Below are 14523 nucleotides of genomic sequence, written 5' to 3'. Positions count from 1 at the left end.
CACCCGGACGCCGATGATCGACTCCAGAGGTCGGGAAGCGGATGACCTACCTGATCGCGTGCCGCGCGCGGGCGCTGACCAGGTCGACCCCGGCGGTCAACAGCACGACGGCCACCAGCACCGTGGTCACCGCGCTCCAGTCGAAGGTGGCCAGCGACGTCGCCAGCAGCGAACCCAGCCCGCCGGCGCCGAGCAGCCCGATCAGCACGGTGTCCCGGATCGCGACCTCCCACCGGTACAGCGCGTAGGCCAGCACCGGCCCGACGGCCCGCGGCGCCACGCCGTACAGCCAGCCGGCCACCGGCGGCGCGCCCATCGCCGCCAGCGCCGCCCGCGGCCGCGGGTCGAGCTCCTCGGTGGCCTCCGCGGCGAGCCGGCCCAGCACACCCAGCGTGTAGACGCCCAGCGCCAGCGCGCCGGGCAGCACGCCGGGCAGCAGCACGAACAGCAGCACCAGCGCCCACACCGGCGGTGGCACGGCGCGCAGCACCAGCAGCGCCAGCCGGACGACGCCGCCCACCACCCGGCGCCCCGGGCCCGGGCGCCCGGCCGGGTGCGCGGCCACCCCGGCCAGCAGCACCGCCCCGACCGTGGCGACGGCGATCGCGATCACCGACATCTGCAGCGTCTCCACCGCGGCGGCGACCACGGCGCGCAGCAGGCCGGCGTCGGTGGCCGGTGGCCAGGCGGCGGCCAGCACGTACCGCAGCTGCTCGCCGGTGCGGTCGGAGACCAGCGTCGCGGGGGAGACCGCCAGGTACCACCAGGCCCATGCCACCGCGGCGACGGTGACCGCCACTGCGCTGGTGAGCGCCGGGTCGCGCCGGAGCCGGTCACCCGACGAGCGCGGCGACGCGACCCGCCGGCGCACCGCCCGACCGGCCACCACGGCCAGCACGCAGAGCGCGGTGAGCGCGTAGACGCAGGTCCACACCTGCCCCCAGCGCAGCGAGCTGAACGACAGCGACAGCTGGTAGCCCAGCCCGCCGGCGCCGATCAGCCCGAGCACCACCGCCGAGCGCACCGCGCACTCCAGCCGGTAGAACGAGTACGACAGCAGCCCGCCCGACGCCGGCGGCAGCAGGCCGTAGGCGACGGCGGCCACCCGGCCGGCGCCGGCGGCGAGCAGTGCGTCGTGCGCGCCGCGCGGCACCTCGTCGAGCAGGTCGGCGAACACCTTCGCCGTCACCGCCCCGTACGGGATGCCGATCGCCAGCACGCCGACCCACGGGTCCAGGCCCAGCAGGTTGACCAGCAGCAGCCCCCACACCGCCTCGTGCAGCCCGCGGGGCACGGCCAGCGCGCCGCGGGCCATCAGCCACCCGGCCCGCCGCCGTCCCCAGGTGGTGCGGGCGACGGCGACCGCGCCGACCGCTCCCAGCCCGACCGCCAGGGCGGTGCCCAGCGCCGCGTAGGCGATGGTCACCAGCGTCGCGGTGCCCAGCACCGAGAGGAACGCGGGGTCGAGCTCGGGGGCGAGGGCGGCCGCGGCGAACCGGCCGAACTGCGCCGTCCCCGACCGGTTGACCACCTCGCCACCGAGCAAGCCGGCGCCGGCCAGCGCCCCGCAGACGACGGCGAGCGCCCCGAGCCCCCAGGCCCACCGGGTGCGCGCCCGACGCAGCCGGGGGACGGGCGCGGCGGTCAGCACGGTCACCGCGGCGCCCCGTAGATGTCGGCCAGGTCGCCGACGCCGAGCCGCTCCGCGCGTGCGTCGAGCACCACCCGCCCGTCGACCAGCCCGACCACCCGGGTGCAGTGCCGCAGCGCCAGCAGCAGCCCCCACACCGCCTCGTGCAGCCCGCGGGGCACGGCCAGCGCGCCGCGGGCCATCAGCCACCCGGCCCGCCGCCGTCCCCAGGTGGTGCGGGCGACGGCGACCGCGCCGACCGCTCCCAGCCCGACCGCCAGGGCGGTGCCCAGCGCCGCGTAGGCGATGGTCACCAGCGTCGCGGTGCCCAGCACCGAGAGGAACGCGGGGTCGAGCTCGGGGGCGAGGGCGGCCGCGGCGAACCGGCCGAACTGCGCCGTCCCCGACCGGTTGACCACCTCGCCACCGAGCAAGCCGGCGCCGGCCAGCGCCCCGCAGACGACGGCGAGCGCCCCGAGCCCCCAGGCCCACCGGGTGCGCGCCCGACGCAGCCGGGGGACGGGCGCGGCGGTCAGCACGGTCACCGCGGCGCCCCGTAGATGTCGGCCAGGTCGCCGACGCCGAGCCGCTCCGCGCGTGCGTCGAGCACCACCCGCCCGTCGACCAGCCCGACCACCCGGGTGCAGTGCCGCAGCGCCAGCGCCGGGTCGTGCAGCGAGGCCACCAGCGCGCCGTTCCGCTCGGCGGCGATCCCGGCCAGCAGCCCGAGCACCGAGTCGGCGAGCACCGGGTCCAGCGCGGAGGCGGGCTCGTCGGCGAGCACCAGCTCCGGGCGCTGCACCAGCAGCCGGGCGACCGCCACCCGCTGCCGCTGCCCACCGGAGAGCCGCTCGGTGCGCTCGTAGGCCCGGTCGGCCAGCCCCACCGCCGACAGCGCGGCCAGCACCTCGGGCATCCCCTGCGGGCGCACCAGCGACCAGGCCGCCCGGGCCGCCGACCAGTCGCCGAGCCGGCCGGCGTTGACGTTGTGCACCACCCGCAGCTGGCCGACCAGCTCGAGGTGCTGGTGCACCGTGCCCACCCGGGCGCGCAGCCGGCGCAGCGCCGGCCCGCGCAGCGCCGCCGGGTCGGCGCCGAGCACCCGCAGCGACCCCGCGGTGGGCTGCACCGAGCCGTTGACCAGCCCCAGCAACGTGGACTTGCCGGCGCCGGACGGCCCGACCAGCGCCACCCGCTCACCGGCGCCGACGGTCAGGTCGACGCCGGTGAGCGCGGGGGTGCCGCCGTAGCGGACCGAGACGCCGTTCAGCCGGAGGACGGCGGTCAGCTGATCAGCCCCAGCTCGCGGCCGATCTCCTCGATCTGGGTGTAGTTCGAGGCCTCGGTCGGGATGAACGCCCCGGCGCCGAACAGCTCGAGCACCGCGGCGTCGTCCGGGTCGTCGGCGGACAGCCCGGTGAACCAGTCGGTCAGCCGGCCGGGCAGGTCCGCGCCGATCCGCTCGACGGCCCGCGGCCCGAGCAGCCAGTGGTAGTCGTGGTAGGCCGGGGTGCGGGCGTACTGCACCACGGCGGGATCGACCGCGCCCTCCTCGCTGCGGGAGGCCCACACCTGCTCGTTGAGCACGCCGGCCTGGTAGCTGCCCGACGCCACCAGCGCCAGCGTCGCGTCGTGCGACCCGGAGAACCCGGGCCCGCCGGGGAAGTCCTCGGGGTCCACGCCCTGCTGCTGCAGGAACCAGGCGGGCATCAGCCGGCCGGAGGTCGAGGTCTCGCTGCCGTAGGTGAACCGCAGGTCGGCCAGCGGGGTGAGGTCGTCCGACGGTGCGAGCCCGGTGGCGGTGTTCACCACGAACACCGAGTGGAAGTCCTCGTCGATGTCGCGCTGCGCGATGGGCTCCGCGCCGGGGGTCTGCAGCCGGGCCTGCACGCCGGTGAGGCCGCCGAACCAGACCAGGTCGAGGTCGCCGGTGCGGAAGAGGGAGACGGCGGCGCCGTAGTCGGTCACCGGCTGGTAGGTGACGTCCAGGTCGAGCGCGCCGGACATCGCGTCCGCGACGGTGCCGTGCAGGCGCTGCAGGACCTCGGGGTCCTGGTCGGGGATGGCGCCGATGGTGAGGGTCCGGCGGGCGCCGCTGGTCGGTGCGGCGGAGCCCCCGGAGCCGGTCACGGGGGAGGAGCGGTCGCCGCAGGCGGCGAGCGCGGCGGCGGTGACGGTGGCTGCGGCGCCGGCGAGGAAGCCGCGCCTGCTCACCCTCCTGTTCGCTTGTACGAGGCCACCCGACCGGACGGCGGAACGGGTGCTCACTACGTCCTCGCGGGGGGACGGGGAACGGACACGGGGGCCTCCACGTGGGCTCGGGGAACGGTGCGCCCATCCTGGCGCACCTGTTCCCGGGAACCCCCGCTGGGCTCAGCCCAGCTCGACGATGCTGCGCGTGACGCCGGCCTGCTCGGTGAGCACCGCGCCGATGTGCTGCTGGGTCTCGTTGATCCGGCCGACGATCTCCCGATGGAGGTCAGCGCGCCGACGACGTCCTGCACGTCGCCCTGGATGGTGGCCACCCGGCTGCTGACGTCCTCGGTGGCCTGCGCGGTCTCCCGGGCCAGCTCTTCGACCTCCCCGGCGACGACCGCGAACCCCGTGCCGGCATCGCCGGCGCGCGCCGCCTCGATGGTGGCGTTGAGGGCGAGCAGTTGCACTCCTGACGCCGGTGGTCGCGGGATCCGTCCCACGCCTCCTCGGCAGGTCCCGGCCAGAGCTTGATCGCAGAAGACCAAATCGTGCGCGATGCAACCGACGACGTGATTCCGGACCGGGTCGGGTACTACGGTTCCCGCCATGACCGGGACCAGCAGCGACTGCCTGTTCTGCCGCATGGTCGCGGGGGAGATCGCCCCGGACGTCGTCCGGGAGACCGGCCGCACCCTGGCGTTCCGGGACATCTCCCCGCAGGCGCCCACCCACGTGCTCGTCGTCCCCCGGGACCACCACCCGACGATCGGGGCGCTGACCGCCGCCGACCCGGCGCTGGCCGCCGAGCTCCTGGCCGCCGCGCAGGCGGTCGCCGAGCAGGAGGGCCTGGCGACGGCGGACGGCCCGGAGCCAGGATGGCGGCTGGTGGTCAACAGCGGCCCGGACGGCGGGCAGACCGTGCACCACGTGCACCTGCATGTGCTGGGTGGCCGGGGCCTCACCTGGCCCCCGGGCTGACCTGGTCCCTGGGTCGAGGAGTCGTCCCGGGGAACGCGGTGGCCCCGCCACCCGCGCGAGCGGGGACGGGGCCACCGGAGGGATCAGGTCAGCGCCCGACGAGCCGGGACCGGCCGACCAGCCGCAACCCGGCGACCGCCAGCGGCAGCTGGATCAGGACGAACGCCACCGCCGGCACGACGTTGCCCTGGGCCGGGCTGAACGGCAGCAGCACGGTGCCGACGAGCACGCAGGCCATCGTCCACCAGCCCAGGACGCCGGCCCGGCAGAGCCCGAGGACCAGGAGCGGCAACCCCAGGGCCAGCAAGGGGGCCAGCCCGAAGCTGAGCTGCTGCAGTGGTGCCGACAGCACTCGCTCGGAGATGCCGACCGCCTGGTCCAGGGGCAGGGCGCGGGCCATCTCCATGTGGAACCAGTCGGTGAACAGCGCACCGGAGGTGCTGAGCAGACCCAGGGCGCTCAGCACCGCGCCGACGAGGGAGACCAGCCAGCCCCGGCGTCCGCGCACCAGCAGGGGCAGGGCGAGCACACCGACGCCCAGCAGCAGGTTGCCGTGGTGGAGCAGCACGGCCGACAGCTGGGTCAGTGCGGGGTCACGGCCGAGCGACTCCAGGTAGCTGGCACGGTCGTCGCCCTCGGCGATCGGGCTGGTGAGGATGCCGGCGGCGAACGCGGCGACGCCGGCCGGCAGCGCGCCGCCGGCCAGGCGGGACAGGACGCGCGCGGCAGGCGCCACCTCCTCGTCAGCGGTGGGCCGGACGGGAACGGGACGGACGGTGGTCATGGGGCTCGCTCCTGGGATCGGGGCTTCGGGGACGTAGGAAGGCTCGCCGCCGCGGCGGTCTCCGCGCTGCCTCCTGCGAGCTGGACCTGTGTCCGCCGTCCGGAGGACGGGGGGACCGGTGGGCGTCCCGCGTCAGGCGGACCCCGGCCGCCGCTGGAGGCCCCTACGCTGTGCGCTCCCGACCAGTCCGGAGCTGCTCGTGTCCGCGTTCGTGCGCACCGTCGCCGTCCCGTGGGGTGGTGCGCTGCTGGTGCTCGTCGTCGGGGTGGTCGAGTTCGCCCTCGACGCGACCGGTCCGGACCCGGCGGCGAGCGTCGCGGTGCTGGCCCTCGTCGCCGCCGCCGGCTTGGTCGCACCCTGGTCGCCGTTCGGCGCGGCCCTGGTGGTGGGCGTCACCTTCCCGGTCGGTTCGGCCCTCGGCCTCACCGGGCCGAACGGTGCCCAGCTGTTCGCGCTGCTGCTGTCCACCGGGTGGGCCGGCAGCCAGGCCCGCCCGGCCCGCTCCTGGGCGGCGCCGGCCGTCGACCAGGTGCTGGCGACTGTCGGCATCCTGCTGTGGGCGCCGCCGTCCCAGGCCTGGGAGAACCTGTTCTTCTCCCTGCTGCTGTGGGGTGCGTGGGCCGTCGGCCTGCTCACCCGCCGCTCGCGGGAGCGCGCCGAGCGGCTGGGGCGTCTCGCGGCTCGGCTGGATGCCGAGCGCGAACTCGCCGAGGCGACGGCGGTGGCCGAGGAGCGCGCCCGGATCGCCAGGGACGTGCACGACTCGGTCGCCCACTCGGTGAGCGTGATGGTGCTCCAGGTCGGCGCGCTGCGGACGACGGTCGAGCCCGGCAGCCGGGTGGCCGAGGTGCTGCGCGGGGTGGAACGGGTCGGCCGGGAGGCCGTCGACGAGCTGCGCGGGCTCGTCGGCCTGCTGCGCGAGGCGCCGGGAGCCGGTGCCCCGCCGTCCCTGGACCGCGTGCCCGAGCTGCTGGCGGAGGTGCGCGGTGCGGGGCTGCCGGTCACCCTCGCCGTGCACGGTGAGCCGCGGGAGTTGCCGCAGGCCGTCGACGTCTCCGCCTACCGCGTGCTGCAGGAAGCGCTGTCCAACGTGCTGCGGCACGCCGGCCGGGTGCCGACGGTGGTCTCCCTGCGGCACGAACCGGCCACGTTGGTGCTCCAGGTCGACGACGAGGGGTCCGGGGTGCCGGTGCCGGTCGCGGGAGCCGGCGGTCACGGTCTGGTCGGCATCCGGGAGCGGGTCGGCGTCCTCGGCGGTGCGGTCGAGGCAGGGCCGCGACCCGAGGGCGGGTTCCGGCTGCGCGTCTGCTTCCCCCTGCCGGGGGCCCGGTGACCGGGACGATCAGGGTCGTGCTCGCCGACGACCAGGAGATGGTGCGCGCCGGCCTGCGCATGCTGCTGGACTTCCAGCCGGACCTCGAGGTGGTCGGGGAGGCAGCCGACGGCCTCGCTGCGCTGGAGGCCGTCGCCCGTACCCGGCCCGACGTCGTCCTCATGGACGTGCGGATGCCGCGCTGCGACGGCTTGGCCGCGGCCCGTCGCGTGCTGGGCGCCCACCCGGAGGTGGCGGTGGTGGTGCTCACCACCTTCGACGAGGACGCCTCGCTCGCCGAGGCGCTGCGCGCCGGGGTGCGCGGCTTCCTGCTCAAGACCGCGCCACCGGAGCAGCTGCTGGCTGCCGTGCGCACGGTGGCGGCCGGCAACGGACTGCTCGACCCGGCGGTGACCTTGCGGGTCATCGCCGCCGGCGCGCGGTCCCCGGACCCGGACCCGGACGAGGTCGCCCGGTTGGCCACCCTGACCGCGCGCGAGACCGAGGTGCTGCGGCTGGTCGCCGAGGGCCTGACCAACGGGGAGATCGCCGCCCGGCTGTTCCTCGGCGAGGCGACGGTGAAGACCTACCTGTCCCGGATGCTCACCAAGCTCGGCCTCCGGGACCGAGTCCAGGCGGTTGCGTTCGCCTTCCGCAGCGGCCTGGTGTCGCTACGGCGGGCGGAGGAGTGAGTCGGGCCCCGGGCTGACCGGCCCCCGCGCTGATCCGGCGCCGTGAGCGCGTCGCGCGGGTAGACTCCCGGAGGTCACAGCCCCGTCGCAGGAAGGCAGGGTCGAGCGTACTTGCCCGACACCTCACCAGACGCCGTCCCGGCCGCCCTCACAGCGTCGGCCCGTGAGCTGTCCGCGCGTGCCGCGGCAGCCGGCGTCCCGGACGACGCGGCCGTACCGGCCGACGTCCGCACCGCCATCACCGTTCCCGAGACCGTCTCCATGGTCGCCCTGCTGGGCTCCGGCGACGAGCTGCTCCGGCTGGTCGAGAGCGAGCTCGCCGCCGACGTCCACGTCCGCGGCAACGAGATCGCCGTCACCGGCCAGCCGGCGGACAACGCCTTCGCCGTCCGCGTCTTCGACGAGCTGATCGCGCTGCTCGCCACCGGCCAGGTCCTCCGGCCGGACTCGGTCCGCCGGGTCGTCGCCATGCTCAGGGCCGGCGGCTCCGAGCGCCCGGCCGACGTGCTCAGCCTGGACATCATCAGCCGCCGGGGCCGCACCATCCGGCCCAAGACGCTGAACCAGAAGCGCTACGTCGACGCGATCGACACCCACAGTGTGGTCTTCGGCATCGGCCCGGCCGGCACCGGCAAGACCTACCTGGCGATGGCCAAGGCCGTGCAGGCGCTGCAGACCAAGCAGGTCAACCGGATCATCCTGACCCGCCCCGCGGTGGAGGCCGGCGAGCGGCTGGGCTACCTGCCCGGCTCGCTGTCGGAGAAGATCGACCCGTACCTGCGCCCGCTGTACGACGCGCTGCACGACATGGTCGACCCCGAGTCGATCCCGCGGCTCATGCAGTCGGGCACCATCGAGGTGGCGCCGCTGGCGTACATGCGCGGCCGCACGCTCAACGACGCGTTCGTCATCCTCGACGAGGCGCAGAACACCACCGCCGAGCAGATGAAGATGTTCCTCACCCGGCTCGGGTTCGGCTCGAAGATGGTCGTCACCGGCGACGTCACCCAGGTCGACCTCCCCGGTGGCGCGCAGAGCGGCCTCCGGGTGGTCCGGGACATCCTGCAGGGCGTCGACGACGTGCACTTCTCCACGCTCAGCAGCTCCGACGTGGTGCGCCACCGCCTGGTCGGCGACATCGTCGACGCGTACGAGCGGTGGGACACCGCGCGCCAGACCACCACCGCGACGGGTGCCGGCCCGTCCCGGGCGGCCCGCCCCCGCCGGCAGCAGGGGAGCTGACCGCGGTGCCCGTCGAGGTCGCCAACGAGTCCGAGATCGCCGTCGACGAGGACGCGCTGGCCGGCATCTGCCGCTACGTGCTCGACAGCCTGGACGTCAGCCCGCTGGCCGAGCTGTCGGTGCTCTGCGTCGACGTCGACTACATGGCCACCCTGCACGAGCGGTGGATGGGGGAGAAGGGGCCGACCGACGTCCTCGCCTTCCCGATGGACGAGCTGGACACCGGCCGTCCCGACGACCCCGAGCCGGGTCCGGCCCTGCTCGGCGACGTCGTCCTCTGCCCGGCCGTCGCCGTCCGCCAGGCCCGGGCCGCCGGCCACTCGATGGCCGACGAGCTGCTGCTGCTGGCCACCCACGGAGTCCTCCACCTGCTGGGCTACGACCACATGGAGCCCGACGAGGAGAAGGAGATGTTCGGCCTGCAGTCCTCGCTGCTGGAGGGCTGGCGCTCCGTGCCGCGTCAACCGGTCACCGGCGAGCCGGCCACCAGCGGGCCCTCGGAGCCCGGGGTCCGATGAGCACGACAGCGATCGTCCTGCTGGTGATCGCGGTTCTCCTCGTCCTGCTCGCCGGCGTCTTCGGCGCGCTCGACGCCGCCCTGCAGCGGCTGTCCCCGGCCGGGGTCGACGAGCTCCGTCGCGACGGGGTGAAGCGGGCGGCTGCGCTGACCGAGGTCATGTCGGAGCGGGCCCGGCACGTGGCCCTGCTCCTGCTGCTGCGGATCGTCTGCGAGATGACCGCGGCCGTGGTGGTCGCCGTCGTCCTCTACGACCTCGTCGAGGGCCTGGCCGCGGGGATCGCCAGCGCCGCCGCCGTCATGACGGTGGTGAGCTACGTGCTCGTCGGCGTCGGCCCCCGCACGCTCGGCCGCCAGCACGCCTACCCGATCGGGCTGGCCGCGGCCGGGTTGATCCGCCTCCTCGGCCGGCTGCTGGGCCCGGTCGCCACCCTCCTGATCCTCATCGGCAACGCCATCACCCCCGGTCGCGGCTACCGCGACGGGCCGTTCTCCAGCGAGGTCGAGCTGCGCGAGCTGGTCGACATGGCCGAGGAGCGTGGCGTGGTGGAGTCCGGCGAGCGGAACATGATCCACGGCGTCTTCGAGCTCGGCGACACCATCGCCCGCGAGGTGATGGTGCCCCGCCCCGACGTCGTGTGGATCGAGCGCGGCAAGAACCTCCGCCAGGCGCTGGCGCTGTGCCTGCGCAGCGGCTTCTCCCGCATCCCGGTGATCGGGGAGAACGTCGACGACATCATCGGCGTCGTCTTCCTCAAGGACCTCGTCCGCCGGTCCCAGGGCCTGGCCTCCGGTGACCCGGGGCCGCAGGTCGAGGACCTGATGCGCCGGGCGAGCTTCGTGCCGGAGTCCAAGCCGGTCGACCAGCTGCTGCGGGAGATGCAGGCCTCGCGCACCCACATGGCCGTCGTCGTCGACGAGTACGGCGGTTTCGCCGGCCTGGTCACCATCGAGGACATCCTCGAGGAGATCGTCGGTGAGATCGACGACGAGCACGACACCGTGCAGCGCCCGCCCGTGGAGGAACTCGAGGACGGGGCGGTGCGGATCACCGCACGGCTGCCGGTGGAGGACCTCGCCGACCTGTTCAAGGTCGAGCTGCCCGACGACGACGGCGTGGAGACCGTGGGCGGGCTGCTCGCCCGGGAGATCGGCATGGTGCCGATCGAGGGATCGGCCGCGGAGGTCGGCGGGCTGCACCTGGTCGCGGAGAGCACCGGCGGGCGGCGCAACCAGATCGACACCATCGTCGTCACCCGGGTGCCCGACCCGGGGTCGGACGACGACGGCGACACCGAGGACGGCGACGACGACGCGACCGCCCGGCAGCCCGAGCCGGCCACTGCGGAATCCTGACGGCGTGCAATCCTGACTCCTCGTGAGCGCTGCTGATCTGGACCCCGAGGACGCCAAGCTGATCACCCTGGCCCGCTCCGCGCGCGGTCGCACGGGAGCCGCCGAGGGGGCCGCGGTCCGCGACACCGACGGGCGCACCTACCTCGCCGCCACCGTGGCGCTGCCCTCGCTGCAGCTCACCGCGCTGCAGGCCGCCGTCGCCGCGGCCGTCTCCAGCGGGGTCGAGGGCCTGGAGGCCGCGGCCGTGGTCAGCGAGGCGGCGTCGGTCGAGGCGGCCGGGCTGGCCGCCGTCCACGACCTGACCGCCTCCGCGCCGGTGCTGCTCGCCGGCCCCGACGGCGCCGTCCGCAGCACCGCCTGACCCCGGCCCCGCCTCCGGGCAGTGATCAGGTGACCTGATCACTGCCTGTCCTCCCGCACCAGCATGGGTGCGGGAGGACGGTCATTGGTGCAGGGGGAGGGGTGCCGTCAGCGGAGCGGGTGGCCCAGGGCGTCGGCGAAGGCCTCGGCGTCGCGCACCCGTACGGTGAACGCCTCCTCGGTCTGCCCGTCCATGCCCAGGTGCCGGACGCTGACCCGGGTGCGCCCGGGCCACCACCCGCCGCGCCGGCGCGCCTTCGGCCAGCCGGCCGGCGGAGGACCGGGCACGACCTCCTGGACCAGCACCCGCGGGACGATGCGGAAGGAGGAGACCTGACGCAGCCCGGCGATGTCGGTGGAGACGCCGGCGTCGGAGACGGTCAGCCGCCCGGTCGAGCCCACCACCACCAGCGCGGCCAGCGCCAGGGCGATCGGCAGCTCCGCGGCCACGCCCGAGCCGCCCTCACGCCAGGCGATCACGCCCAGCCAGGCGGCGAGGGCCAGCGCGGTCAGGCCGAGCACCAACGGGCCGGCCGGGTCGTACTGCCAGTAGCGCAGCGGGGCGGGGGTGACGGTGACCGAGCGCTTCGGTCCGCGGGCGGCGAAGTAGCCGTAGCTGGTGACCTGCGTGATGTGCCGCTCGCGGTCGCGGGCCGCCGTCACCGCCAGCGGCTCGCCCTGCTCACGTCGGGACCGGGGAGGCATGCGCCCATGATCGCAGCCGCCCTGCCCGGCCTGTCGGTGCGCAGTGGGAGACTGGCCGATGTGACCGACACCGACCAGCCGCCCTACCGCAGCGGCTTCGCCTGCCTGGTGGGCCGGCCCAACGCCGGCAAGACCACGCTGACGAACGCGCTGGTGGGCGAGAAGGTCGGCATCGTCAGCAACCGGCCGCAGACCACCCGGCACGCCATCCGCGGCGTGGTGCACCGGCCCGGCGGGCAGCTCGTGCTCGTCGACACCCCCGGCCTGCACAAGCCCAAGAGCCTGCTGGGCCGCCGGCTCAACGACGTCGTCCGCGACACCCTGTCCGAGGTCGACGTCATCGTCTTCTGCATCCCGGCCGACCAGCCCGTCGGCGCCGGTGACGCGTTCATCGCCCGGCAGCTCAAGGAGGTCACCACCCCGATCGTGCTGGTGGTGACCAAGACCGACGCGGCGAGCAAGAAGCAGGTCACCGAGCAGCTGGTGGCCGCCAGCCAGCTGGTCGAGGCCCGCGAGATCGTGCCGGTCAGCGCCGTCGCCGGCGACCAGGTCGAGCTGCTGGAGGACCTGCTGGTCGGCCTGCTGCCCGAGGGCCCGCCGATGTACCCCGACGAGCAGACCACCGACGAGGACGTCGAGCGGCAGATCGCCGAGCTGGTGCGCGAGGCGGCGCTGGAGAAGGTGCGGCAGGAGGTGCCGCACTCCCTCGCCGTCACCGTCGAGGAGATCCTCCGCAAGCCCGACCCGCGCGACCCCGAGGCGGTGTTCACCGAGATCCACGCGCTGCTGCACGTCGAGCGCCCCAGCCAGAAGCCGATGCTGCTGGGCAAGGGCGGGCAGACGATCAAGGCGATCGGCAGCGAGGCCCGGGTCGGGCTGGAGACGCTGCTGGGCGGCCGGGTGCACCTCGACCTGCACGTCACGGTGCTGGGGGAGTGGCAGGACGACCCGAAGAAGCTGAACAGGCTCGGGTATTGAGCACGACGCCGCAGTCGCTGTACCGCGACGAGGGGATCGTGCTGCGCACCCAGAAGCTGGGTGAGGCCGACCGGATCGTCACGGTGCTCACCCGGCGCACCGGCAAGGTGCGCGCGGTGGCCAAGGGCGTGCGTCGCACCAAGAGCAAGTTCGGCGCCCGGCTGGAGCCGTTCAGCCACGTCGACCTGCAGCTGTACACCGGCCGCAACCTCGACGTGGTCAGCCAGGCCGAGTCGATCCGCGCCTACGGGCCGGCGGTCGTCGGCGACTACCGGGCCTACACCGCGGGCACGGCGGTGCTGGAGACCGCCGATCGGCTGACCGTGGAGGAGAAGGAGCCCGCGCTGCGGATGTTCCTGCTCGTCGTGGGTGCGCTGCGCACCCTCGCGGAGGGGGTCAAGCCGCCGCCGCTGGTGCTCGACGCCTTCCTGCTGCGCGCCATGTCGGTGGCCGGCTGGGAGCCCGCGCTGGGTGACTGCGCGCGGTGCGGCGAGCAGGGCCCGCACCGCCACTTCTCCGTCCCGGCCGGGGGCACCGTCTGCCCGGCCTGCCGTCCCACCGGCTCGGCGATGCCCAGCCCGGTGACCGTCGAGCTGCTGGAGGCGCTGTTGACCGGCGACTGGGGGCGGGCCGAGGCCAGCCAGGGCATCAACCGGCGCGAGGGCAGCGGCCTGGTCGCGGCGATGCTGCAGTGGCACCTGGAGCGGGGCCTGCGCTCGCTGCCGCTGGTCGACCGCACCGATGCCCCCCGCGCCGGCGCGCCCCACGTCGAGGTGGCGCGGTGAGGCGCGAGGTGAAGGCGCCGAACCCGCACCCCTCGGGCGCCACCCCGCCGGACATCCCGGCCGACAAGGTGCCCGGCCACGTCGCCATCGTGATGGACGGCAACGGCCGCTGGGCGAAGCAGCGCGGGCTGCCGCGCACCGCCGGGCACGAGGCGGGGGAGTCCTCGCTGTTCGACTGCGTCGAGGGCGCGATCGAGCTGGGCATCGGGGCGATCAGCGCCTACGCCTTCTCCACCGAGAACTGGCGGCGCAGCCCGGAGGAGGTCCGCTTCCTGATGGGCTTCAACCGCGACGTGATCCGGCGCCGCCGCGACGAGATGCACGAGCTCGGTGTCCGGGTCCGTTGGGCCGGTCGCCGTCCCCGGCTGTGGCGCTCGGTGATCAAGGAGCTGGAGATCGCCGAGGAGCTGACGAAGGACAACGACGTCCTGACGCTGACCATGTGCGTCAACTACGGCGGCCGGGCCGAGATCGCCGACGCCGCCGCGGCGATCGCCCGGGAGGTCGCCGCCGGCCGGCTCGATCCGGACAAGGTGGACGAGAAGACCGTCGCCCGCTTCCTCGACGAGCCGGACATGCCCGACGTCGACCTGTTCGTCCGCAGCTCGGGGGAGAACCGGACCAGCAACTTCCTGCTCTGGCAGGCGGCCTACGCCGAGCTGGTCTTCCTGGACACGCTGTGGCCGGACTTCGACCGCCGGCACCTGTGGCAGGCCTGCGAGGAGTACGCCAGCCGGCAACGCCGTTTCGGCAGCGCGTGACAGCGGTGGCATTCGCGGTCGACCAGGTCGCGGCCCGGGAGTACGGCCCCGGGCTGGGCTACGGCCCAGTCGCCACCCTGGTGCTCGCCGGCTTGATCATCGCGGGCTGTGCGCTGGTCGTGCTGGGCTACCTGGCGATCAGGTTCCAGTGGTGGCGGATGGACCGCCGGGATCGCAGCGACCCGCAGGACTCCGACGGGCGGGGCGACGGCCCGCGGGCATAGCCG

The 14523-nt window shown here is 74.9% G+C and carries 18 protein-coding genes; 11 read left to right on the top strand and 7 right to left on the bottom strand.

The features are described 5' to 3' along the window. Positions 1-46: 46 nt before the first annotated feature. The 5 genes from ACI79A_RS16700 to ACI79A_RS16680 are packed head-to-tail and all read right to left on the bottom strand — an operon-like array spanning position 47 to position 4434. Positions 47-1657 carry a PhnE/PtxC family ABC transporter permease gene (locus ACI79A_RS16700; RefSeq protein WP_457084878.1) on the bottom strand — a complete coding sequence of 537 codons (1611 nt, stop codon included), beginning with the start codon at positions 1655-1657 and terminating at the stop codon, positions 47-49. Continuing rightward, positions 1654-2175 carry a hypothetical protein gene (locus ACI79A_RS16695; protein ID WP_457084877.1) on the bottom strand — a complete coding sequence of 174 codons (522 nt, stop codon included), beginning with the start codon at positions 2173-2175 and terminating at the stop codon, positions 1654-1656. Before ACI79A_RS16695 ends, ACI79A_RS16700 begins: the two co-directional genes overlap by 4 nt. Continuing rightward, positions 2172-2900, bottom strand: a complete 729-nt coding sequence (locus tag ACI79A_RS16690) for a phosphonate ABC transporter ATP-binding protein (protein ID WP_457084895.1) — start codon at positions 2898-2900, stop codon at positions 2172-2174. Before ACI79A_RS16690 ends, ACI79A_RS16695 begins: the two co-directional genes overlap by 4 nt. Positions 2901-2914: 14 nt before the next feature. Continuing rightward, complete coding sequence (locus tag ACI79A_RS16685; RefSeq protein ID WP_457084876.1) at positions 2915-3844, bottom strand: putative selenate ABC transporter substrate-binding protein; 930 nt, start codon at positions 3842-3844, stop codon at positions 2915-2917. 53 nt (positions 3845-3897) lie between these two features. Continuing rightward, entirely contained in the window at positions 3898-4434 is a 537-nt protein-coding gene (locus ACI79A_RS16680; protein WP_457084875.1) for a methyl-accepting chemotaxis protein, read from the bottom strand. Here ACI79A_RS16680 and ACI79A_RS16675 point away from each other — a divergent pair. Then, positions 4433-4804: an HIT domain-containing protein gene (locus tag ACI79A_RS16675; RefSeq protein WP_457084874.1), complete on the top strand. Its 372-nt coding sequence runs from the start codon at positions 4433-4435 to the stop codon at positions 4802-4804. The genes ACI79A_RS16680 and ACI79A_RS16675 overlap by 2 nt on opposite strands. An 88-nt stretch (positions 4805-4892) precedes the next feature. Here ACI79A_RS16675 and ACI79A_RS16670 read toward each other — a convergent pair whose 3' ends face one another. After that, on the bottom strand, positions 4893-5588 hold the full coding sequence (locus tag ACI79A_RS16670) for a hypothetical protein (RefSeq protein ID WP_457084873.1): 696 nt from the start codon (positions 5586-5588) through the stop codon (positions 4893-4895). A 199-nt stretch (positions 5589-5787) separates the two neighbouring features. Between ACI79A_RS16670 and ACI79A_RS16665 the strand changes: the two genes are divergently transcribed. The 6 genes from ACI79A_RS16665 (at position 5788) to ACI79A_RS16640 (ending at position 11068) form a co-directional block, all read left to right on the top strand. Beyond that, positions 5788-6921, top strand: a complete 1134-nt coding sequence (locus tag ACI79A_RS16665; protein ID WP_457084872.1) for a sensor histidine kinase — start codon at positions 5788-5790, stop codon at positions 6919-6921. Positions 6922-6938: 17 nt separating this feature from the next. Next, the gene (locus ACI79A_RS16660; RefSeq protein WP_457084871.1) at positions 6939-7592 is read left to right on the top strand and encodes a response regulator; all 654 of its coding nucleotides are present in this window, start codon (positions 6939-6941) and stop codon (positions 7590-7592) included. Between the two features lie 111 nt (positions 7593-7703). Next, on the top strand, positions 7704-8834 hold the full coding sequence (locus ACI79A_RS16655) for a PhoH family protein (protein ID WP_457084870.1): 1131 nt from the start codon (positions 7704-7706) through the stop codon (positions 8832-8834). Positions 8835-8839: 5 nt separating this feature from the next. Next, entirely contained in the window at positions 8840-9352 is a 513-nt protein-coding gene (gene ybeY, locus ACI79A_RS16650; protein WP_457084869.1) for an rRNA maturation RNase YbeY, read from the top strand. Further along, the gene (locus ACI79A_RS16645) at positions 9349-10707 is read left to right on the top strand and encodes a hemolysin family protein (RefSeq protein ID WP_457084868.1); all 1359 of its coding nucleotides are present in this window, start codon (positions 9349-9351) and stop codon (positions 10705-10707) included. The genes ybeY and ACI79A_RS16645 overlap by 4 nt, the downstream gene beginning before the upstream one ends. A 22-nt stretch (positions 10708-10729) precedes the next feature. Then, positions 10730-11068, top strand: a complete 339-nt coding sequence (locus tag ACI79A_RS16640) for a cytidine deaminase (protein WP_457084867.1) — start codon at positions 10730-10732, stop codon at positions 11066-11068. A gap of 107 nt (positions 11069-11175) precedes the next feature. Here ACI79A_RS16640 and ACI79A_RS16635 read toward each other — a convergent pair whose 3' ends face one another. Then, the gene (locus ACI79A_RS16635) at positions 11176-11772 is read right to left on the bottom strand and encodes a hypothetical protein (protein WP_457084866.1); all 597 of its coding nucleotides are present in this window, start codon (positions 11770-11772) and stop codon (positions 11176-11178) included. Positions 11773-11778: 6 nt separating this feature from the next. Here ACI79A_RS16635 and era point away from each other — a divergent pair, with 6 nt between their 5' ends. Genes era through ACI79A_RS16615 form a run of 4 tightly spaced genes read left to right on the top strand, consistent with a single transcriptional unit; the run spans position 11779 to position 14520 of the window. After that, positions 11779-12750, top strand: a complete 972-nt coding sequence (gene era, locus ACI79A_RS16630) for a GTPase Era (protein ID WP_457084865.1) — start codon at positions 11779-11781, stop codon at positions 12748-12750. After that, a complete protein-coding gene (gene recO / locus ACI79A_RS16625; RefSeq protein ID WP_457084864.1) occupies positions 12747-13535 on the top strand; it encodes a DNA repair protein RecO in 789 nt (262 codons plus the stop codon). Before era ends, recO begins: the two co-directional genes overlap by 4 nt. Beyond that, a complete protein-coding gene (locus tag ACI79A_RS16620; RefSeq protein ID WP_457084863.1) occupies positions 13532-14296 on the top strand; it encodes an isoprenyl transferase in 765 nt (254 codons plus the stop codon). Before recO ends, ACI79A_RS16620 begins: the two co-directional genes overlap by 4 nt. Further along, positions 14293-14520, top strand: coding sequence for a hypothetical protein (locus tag ACI79A_RS16615; RefSeq protein WP_457084862.1), 228 nt, complete (start codon positions 14293-14295; stop codon positions 14518-14520). Before ACI79A_RS16620 ends, ACI79A_RS16615 begins: the two co-directional genes overlap by 4 nt. The last annotated feature ends 3 nt before the right edge of the window (positions 14521-14523 follow it).

Source organism: Modestobacter sp. SYSU DS0657, assembly GCF_054050925.1.
This window is presented reverse-complemented; position numbering and strand designations above follow the sequence as displayed.